This window comes from Kitasatospora sp. NPDC057512 (assembly GCF_042802135.1).
Lineage (GTDB): Bacteria > Actinomycetota > Actinomycetes > Streptomycetales > Streptomycetaceae > Kitasatospora.
Genome location: NZ_JBHVET010000522.1, coordinates 1 through 6272 on the forward strand (window position 1 = coordinate 1; position 6272 = coordinate 6272).

7 protein-coding genes are annotated in these 6272 nt (G+C 74.6%); 3 read left to right on the top strand and 4 right to left on the bottom strand.

Annotated elements, in window-relative coordinates; all coding sequences use genetic code 11:
* Nucleotides 1-140: 140 nt before the first annotated feature.
* Nucleotides 141-719 (bottom strand): hypothetical protein, encoded by a 579-nt coding sequence (locus ACFU6K_RS28075; RefSeq protein WP_380667597.1) that lies wholly within the window; start codon nt 717-719, stop codon nt 141-143.
* Nucleotides 720-1225: 506 nt separating this feature from the next.
* On the opposite strand from ACFU6K_RS28075, the gene ACFU6K_RS28080 reads away from it, so the two are divergent.
* The 3 genes from ACFU6K_RS28080 to ACFU6K_RS28090 all read left to right on the top strand — a co-directional run bounded on the left by ACFU6K_RS28080 (nt 1226) and on the right by ACFU6K_RS28090 (nt 4565).
* Entirely contained in the window at nt 1226-1945 is a 720-nt protein-coding gene (locus tag ACFU6K_RS28080) for a class I SAM-dependent methyltransferase (protein WP_380667599.1), read from the top strand.
* Between the two features lie 36 nt (nt 1946-1981).
* Nucleotides 1982-3241, top strand: coding sequence for an alpha/beta hydrolase (locus ACFU6K_RS28085; protein WP_380667601.1), 1260 nt, complete (start codon nt 1982-1984; stop codon nt 3239-3241).
* A 400-nt stretch (nt 3242-3641) separates the two neighbouring features.
* The gene (locus ACFU6K_RS28090) at nt 3642-4565 is read left to right on the top strand and encodes a hypothetical protein (protein ID WP_380667603.1); all 924 of its coding nucleotides are present in this window, start codon (nt 3642-3644) and stop codon (nt 4563-4565) included.
* A gap of 127 nt (nt 4566-4692) precedes the next feature.
* Here ACFU6K_RS28090 and ACFU6K_RS28095 read toward each other — a convergent pair whose 3' ends face one another.
* The 3 genes from ACFU6K_RS28095 to ACFU6K_RS28105 form a co-directional block, all read right to left on the bottom strand.
* Nucleotides 4693-5250, bottom strand: coding sequence for a hypothetical protein (locus ACFU6K_RS28095; protein ID WP_380667605.1), 558 nt, complete (start codon nt 5248-5250; stop codon nt 4693-4695).
* A gap of 154 nt (nt 5251-5404) precedes the next feature.
* Nucleotides 5405-5965 (bottom strand): GNAT family N-acetyltransferase, encoded by a 561-nt coding sequence (locus ACFU6K_RS28100; protein WP_380667607.1) that lies wholly within the window; start codon nt 5963-5965, stop codon nt 5405-5407.
* Between the two features lie 52 nt (nt 5966-6017).
* The coding region (locus ACFU6K_RS28105) for a LysR substrate-binding domain-containing protein (RefSeq protein WP_380667609.1) at nt 6018-6272 on the bottom strand (255 nt) is incomplete at its 5' end.

Consider the following 6272-nt stretch of genomic DNA (forward strand, 5'->3'; position numbering starts at 1 on the left):
GCAAGACCGTGGTCGAATTCCCCAGGCGCGTTCGAGGCGGTGTGGGAACGCGCCACACCGCACGCGCGATTTTCCGTCTGATCCACCATCGGCACTACCGGGCCGGGGCGGTTCGTCGGCCGCCCCGGCTCGGCGGGCGGCTACTCCCAGCGCCAGCCGTTGTTGTCCCGGCAGGTGAGGACGTGGCCGTTGGCGTCGCTGCCGGTGTCGCCGTGGGCGCTGTTGGGGCAGATGCGGCCGCGGACGATGCAGTTGCCCTTGGAGTCGGTGGTGCAGGCTGACGCCTGGTGCTCCGAGGGCGCGGCGGGCTGCGGCGCCGGCGGGGCGTGCGTCGGAGCCGGGGCCGGCGGGGCGGCGGGGGCGGGCGGGGCGGCGGGGGCGGGAGCAGCCGGGGCAGGGGGCGCCGGAGGGGTACTTGGCGCCACGGAATCGGCCGGCGCGGCCGGGGCCGGAGCCGGGGCCGCCGGGGCGGGGTCCGACGGCGCGGGCGATGCGCTGCCCGGGCAGTCCTCCTCGTTCTTCACCACGGACAGCGTCACCGTCGTGTCCTTCGCCGAGGGCTCCCCCGCGGCCGGCTGCTGGGAGCACACCTTCCAGTGGCTCGGCATGAGGACCGATCGCGTGTGGGACTCGCCCGCGTGGACGTCCTGGAACGTCACGTTCTTGGCGGCCCGGGCGTCCGGCTTCTGGAGGGCGTCCTTGGCCTTGTCCCCGTGCATTCCGATCACGCTCGGGATCGGCACCGGCGTGCTGTCGGCCGTTTCGGTCGAGGCCTTGCACCCGGCCACGAGGAGGGCGGCGGCCACGGCGGCGGCGCCGAGGGCGGTCGTCCGCCTCCGGCAGGAGGGGCGTGTCGGTCGGGCTTCGTGCGACGGAGCGGTCGTCGGCGTTATCACGGCAGGCAAACGTCTTCCGGGTCGGCGGTGGGCGTGGTGGGCGGAGCGTGGAGCGGGCAAAACTTTTCGAACGTACACCACCTCACTGGCGGAGGCCTGGGAGTCCCTTCCGGGAATCCTTGATCGAAGCGTGATGTCGACCCCCTGCCCGGAGCCCCTCCCCGCCCGGCGGAAACGGCCCGTCCCGGCCTCCGGTGACAGCGACGCCGCCCGCCTACCGGCCCCCGAAGCACCCGTCCGCACCAGGAGCGGAAGGGCCCCAACAGCCCACCGCGCAGCGGCTTTTGCGGCGATCGCGTCCGCCCTCCGAGCGTCCTACGCTCGGCCGCATGAACCGTACGATCCGTACCACCGAAGACGTCCTCGCCCTCCTCGACGGCTTCTTCCGGCCGGCCGAACCGTTCTGGGACCGGTTCTACGAGGACCGGTCCGCCGAGCGCCCGTTCTTCGCGCCGAAGCCGGACGAGAACCTGGTCTCCTACCTGGACCGCGGCCTGCTGCCGCCGGCCCCCGGCCGGGTGCTCGACCTGGGCTGCGGCACCGGCCGCAACGCGATCCACCTGGCCTCGCTCGGCTTCGAGGTGGACGCCGTCGACCTCTCCGCCACCGCCCTCGCCTGGGCCGAGGAGCGCGCCCGCGAGGCCGGCACCGGAGCCGGCCCGCGCTTCCACCGGGCGAGCATCTTCGAGGCCCAACTCCCCTGCGACGCCTACGACCTGGTCTACGACTCCGGCTGCCTGCACCACCTGCCGCCGCACCGCCGGGTCGGCTACCTGGCCCTCCTCGACCGCGTCCTCGCTCCCGGCGGGCACTTCGCCGTCACCGCCTTCGCGGCCGGCGCGATGGGCTCCGAGCGGCCCGACGAGGAGCTCTACCGGCTCGGCTCGCTGGAGGGCGGGCTGGCCTACTCGCCGGCCGAACTGCGTTCGCTGTTCCGTGAGTTCGAGCCGCTGGAGATCCGCCCGATGACGGCCCAGGAGCCGGATTCCGAGGCCTTCGGCGTCCCCTTCCTCCTCACAGCGCTCTTCCAGCGAACTGCCAGCCTCTAACCAGCCTCTCATCCTCCGCCCCTAGCCTCCGGCCGTATGAACGTCTCCCTGCTCGACGGCTGGTTCCCGTGGACGGTCCAGGCCGCGGCCCTCGCGCTGCTCCTGGCGACCGCCGCCCGACGGGAGCGGGTGTGGCTGCGGAGGCGGGGGCCGGTCGCGCTCGGGACGGCGCTGGCGCTCACCGCGGCCGGCGCCGTCGCCGTGCCGGCGCTGGGCGGGATCACCGACCCGGTCCCGTTCGGGGTCTGGCTGTGGAGCGGGGTGGCGGTGGCGGCGCTGTGCGTGCTCGGCTTCGGCTGGCGCGGCGCGCGGTGGTGGCGGCGGGCGCTGGTGGCGCCGACCGTGCTGCTGGCGCTGTTCTGCGCGGCGAACAGCGTGAACATCGCCACCGGCTACTACCCGACGCTGGACGACGCGATCGGCGAACTCGGCGGGCAGCCGCTGCCGGAGCAGATCACCCTGGACGAGCTGAAGTCGATCCACGGCCGGACGGGCACCGGCCGCATCGTCCCGGTCGACATACCGGACACCGCGAGCGGCTTCGCCCACCGCCAGGAGCTGGTCTACCTGCCGCCCGCCTGGTTCCGCAGCCAGACCCGGCCCAGGCTGCCCGTCCTGGAGATGATCGGCGGCGAGTTCGCGGCGCCCGACAACTGGATCCGCTCGGGCAACGCCGTGAAGACCGCCGACGCCTTCGCCGCCCGGCACAACGGCTTCGCCCCGATCCTGGTGTTCGTGGACGCCACCGGCGGCTTCCGGGTGGACACCGAGTGCGTGGACGGCCCGCACGGCCGGGCCGAGAGCCATCTGCTCAAGGACGTACCGCCGTTCGTCCAGAAGACCTTCAACGCCGCCACCGACCCGCACAAGTGGGGCGTGGCCGGCTGGTCGATGGGCGGCACCTGCGCGGTCGGCCTCACCGTCGAGCACCCGGACGTCTTCACCCACTTCGGCGACTTCTCCGGCGACAAGGGCCCCTCCACCGGCGACAAGGACCACACCGTCCAGGAGCTGTACGGGGGCGACGCGGCGGCCTGGGCCGCCCACGACCCGCTGACCGTGCTCGCCCACCATCCCAGGTACCAGGGCGTCTCCGGCTACTTCGCCCAGGGCGACGAGGAGCACGGCCAGATCGACTCCGCCAGGGCCCTGGAGGCGGCGGCCCAGAAGGACGGCATCCGCACCGTGAATGTGGTGGGCTCCGGCAGGCACACCTGGCAGACCGGCGCCGCGTCCTTCGCCCAGGCCCTCCCCTGGCTCGCCCAGCAGCTCGGCGTCCCGGGCACCCACGCGTAACGGCACACCCGCACCACGGCACGCGCCCTCCTCCCCGTTCGACGGCCGCCGCCCGTCGCACGGTTCAGCTCCTGGTGTCGACGTCGCGCACCCCTCCGCCGTCGGTCGCCGGGGGCGGCACACCCGCCCCCACCAGCCCGGATGCGCTGCACCCGGGTCGGCCGCGTACCTCGGAGCTCCCTCGACCGCCACCTGCCGCCCGGTCCCACCCACCCCATGGGCCCCACCAACCCCAAAGGGAATCCGGGCCTCCGGCCGGAACCCGGCTTTGCGAGCGGCCGTTCGGTGGCATAGGTTTCGACCGCCGCCGATGCGCCGCCACGACCCTGACCACCCCTCATCTCCGAGGCGGGCGGCGGGCCGAGGAGCCGACGGCCCTACGCCCAGGGGGAGGCCCGCCATGCCGAGTGCCCGCGACCGCGCGTCGCGCGGGCGGCGAGGACGGACGGCCGGCGCCGCGCACCAGCGGCCCGCGGTCGGCCCCGTCCTGCGCGCCCGGCAGCAGGGCGGTGCGCGGCCGACCCCGTTCCACGCCACCGGACACCCGAGGAACCGTCAGTTGCGCACCACCAGAGTCGTCACCGCCACCGCCGCAGCCCTCGTCTGCCTGGGCGCGCTCAGCGCCTGCGGGCCCGACAACGGGGGCGGCGGCCAGACCGCCCTCCCCGCCGCGGCTCCCACGCCCAGCACCAACCCCACCAAGCCCGCCGGCTCCGACAAGGGCATCCCGGACAAGGCCTGGATGGACACCAAGAGCGTCCCGATGGACGAGAGTTACCACTACACGCCGCTGGCGGCCAACGCCAAGCAGGTCTCCGGGCCGGTCCAGTTCAAGGGCCTGGAGCTGTGCCGCGCCGCGATCGCCAAGGACGACGAGCCGCTGTTCACCGGCACCGCCGCCGCGAAGTCCGAGGTCGGCTTCGGCGGGGACCGCTGGGCGGCCCAGCAGACCCTGCTGTTCCACGGCGACCCGGTCCACAGCAGCGGCGCCAAGCAGTCCACCAACCTGGCCGAGGCCCACCTGACGGAGGCGCTCAAGTCCTGCGCCAAGACCGCGCCCGGCGCCACCGTGAAGGTCGACAGCGCCCCGGACGCGCCGTACTTCGCCGCCGTCCTGACCGTCCCGCAGGCCGACGGCGGCACCGTCACCCTGCACGAGTACGTGGTCGGCGACGGCGGCACGGTCAGCGAGCTGGCCGTCTGGGCCACCACCAAGGCCGGCGCCCAGCCCAAGGACGCCTGGAAGGCCCCCGAGGACAAGGCCGTCGGCACCGGCATGACGGCGGCGATGTGCGAGGCACTCCCCGGCTGCGACGGGCGCTGACACCCGACGCCCACCCGGTCCGCCCGGCGCGCGCCCGGTCTGCCCGGCCCGCCCGGCGCCCACCCGGTCCGCCCGGCCCGTCCCAGGAAGGGACGGACCGGGCGGCTCCCTCAGCGCGGGGCCGGGCTCACAGCCCCAGGACGCTGAGCGCGGTGGTCCAGTCCTTCGCGATCGCGGCGCGCGCGTCGTCGAGGCCGGCCCGGCCGCCGCAGACCGCGTTCTTGAGCTTGGTCTCGACGGAGTCCTTGCTCTGCGCCGGCTGGCTGCCGTAGCGCGGCTCGGGCCACAGGTTGGCCGGGTCGCGCGGGGCGCCGCCGAGCTCCAGCGGGACGAGGTGGTCCTCCTCGTAGTCCGCCGTGCTGGTGTCCGCGTAGCCGTAGGCCGCGATCTGCTGCACCTTCAGCGCATTGGTGTAGCTGGTCGACGGGCGGACGGTGGCGGTCCAGCCGGAGACGCAGATGGTCTGGCCGATGGTCGCCTGGGTGACGTCCGGGTTGTACGCACCGGGGGTGCAGGACGGGTCGGGCAGCGGCAGGTACGCCTGCGAACAACTCGCCGCGAGCGTACGGGCCTTCTGGGCGGTTCCGTGGGCCGGGGCGGCGGCCTGCGCGGTGCCGGCGGCGAGCCCGGCGGCGGCGAGGACGGCCGCCGAGGCGGTGACGGTGAGACGGTGACGGAGCATCATGGGGGAAGCACTCCTGGTCCGGCCCGGCCTCTCGCCGGGCGACTGTGCTCATGACAGCACCGCCCGGCCGACCATCGTCAGACCCGGGACGTGAACGCCTGGTGACCGCGTCTCCACAACCACCGCCGCGCCGGACGCGCCCCGGCCCGTACGGTCAGCCCCGCAGGACCACCAGCTCGACCTCCCGGCCGGCCTGGCCGCCGGGCACCGGCAGCGTCACCCCGGACGGCTCGAAGCCGGCCTTCCGGTACATCGCCTCGGCCCGGGGGTTGTCCTCGTGGACGAACAGCCGCACCCGCTCGATCCTGGGCTCGGTGAGCGACCACGCCCACTCCTGGACGGCCCGGATCAGGTCGAGCGCCAGCCCGGTGCCCCGCGCCTCCGGCCGGACGAAGACCCCGACCACGTGCGCCTGCTCGACCTCGATGACGTCGCCCTCCAGGGCGCCGTTCCCGCCGGGCCGCTCGACCAGGGCCGTCATGCTGCCGAGCCAGCGCCCGTCCCCGGCCTCCGCGACGAACTGCGCCACGTGCGGGTCCGTCGCCGCCCGGGTCGTGCGGTCCTGCCAGAACTCGTCGGGCCTGGTGACGGCCTGCTCGTACGTCTCCAGGAAGGCCACGGCCGCGACCGGGTCCTGCAACGCGTCCAGGCGGAGGTCCCGGGCCCGCTGCCAGTCCTCGGTCCGTACCTGTCTGATGATGATTCCGGTGCTCATCGCTTGATCATTTCATCGGCATCGACGGCCCGCGCAACCGATTTCCGAGGCCTCAGGACCTCTGGTCCCGGGACTCCTCCAGCAGCCGCGCCAGCAGCGCCGCCGGCCCCTCCGGCAGGCTGCCGTGGACCAGTTCCGTGCGGTGCACCAGCCGCGGCGCGGCGATCGGCGCGTACCCGACCCCGGGCGCCGCGGCGAGCACCGGCTCGGGCAGCAGGGTGAGCCCGTGCCCGGCCGCCACCAGCGCGAGCAGTCCGTGCAGGTCGGTGCCCTGGTAGCGGGTCGCGGGCCGGAAGCCGTCGACGCC

What these genes read in the sequence shown, in the direction of transcription:
- ACFU6K_RS28075 (WP_380667597.1), bottom strand. Translation starts at nt 719, where the DNA reads ATGCACGGGGACAAGGCCAAGGACGCCCTCCAGAAGCCGGACGCCCGG.
- ACFU6K_RS28080 (WP_380667599.1), top strand. Translation starts at nt 1,226, where the DNA reads ATGAACCGTACGATCCGTACCACCGAAGACGTCCTCGCCCTCCTCGAC.
- ACFU6K_RS28085 (WP_380667601.1), top strand. Translation starts at nt 1,982, where the DNA reads ATGAACGTCTCCCTGCTCGACGGCTGGTTCCCGTGGACGGTCCAGGCC.
- ACFU6K_RS28090 (WP_380667603.1), top strand. Translation starts at nt 3,642, where the DNA reads ATGCCGAGTGCCCGCGACCGCGCGTCGCGCGGGCGGCGAGGACGGACG.
- ACFU6K_RS28095 (WP_380667605.1), bottom strand. Translation starts at nt 5,250, where the DNA reads ATGATGCTCCGTCACCGTCTCACCGTCACCGCCTCGGCGGCCGTCCTC.
- ACFU6K_RS28100 (WP_380667607.1), bottom strand. Translation starts at nt 5,965, where the DNA reads ATGAGCACCGGAATCATCATCAGACAGGTACGGACCGAGGACTGGCAG.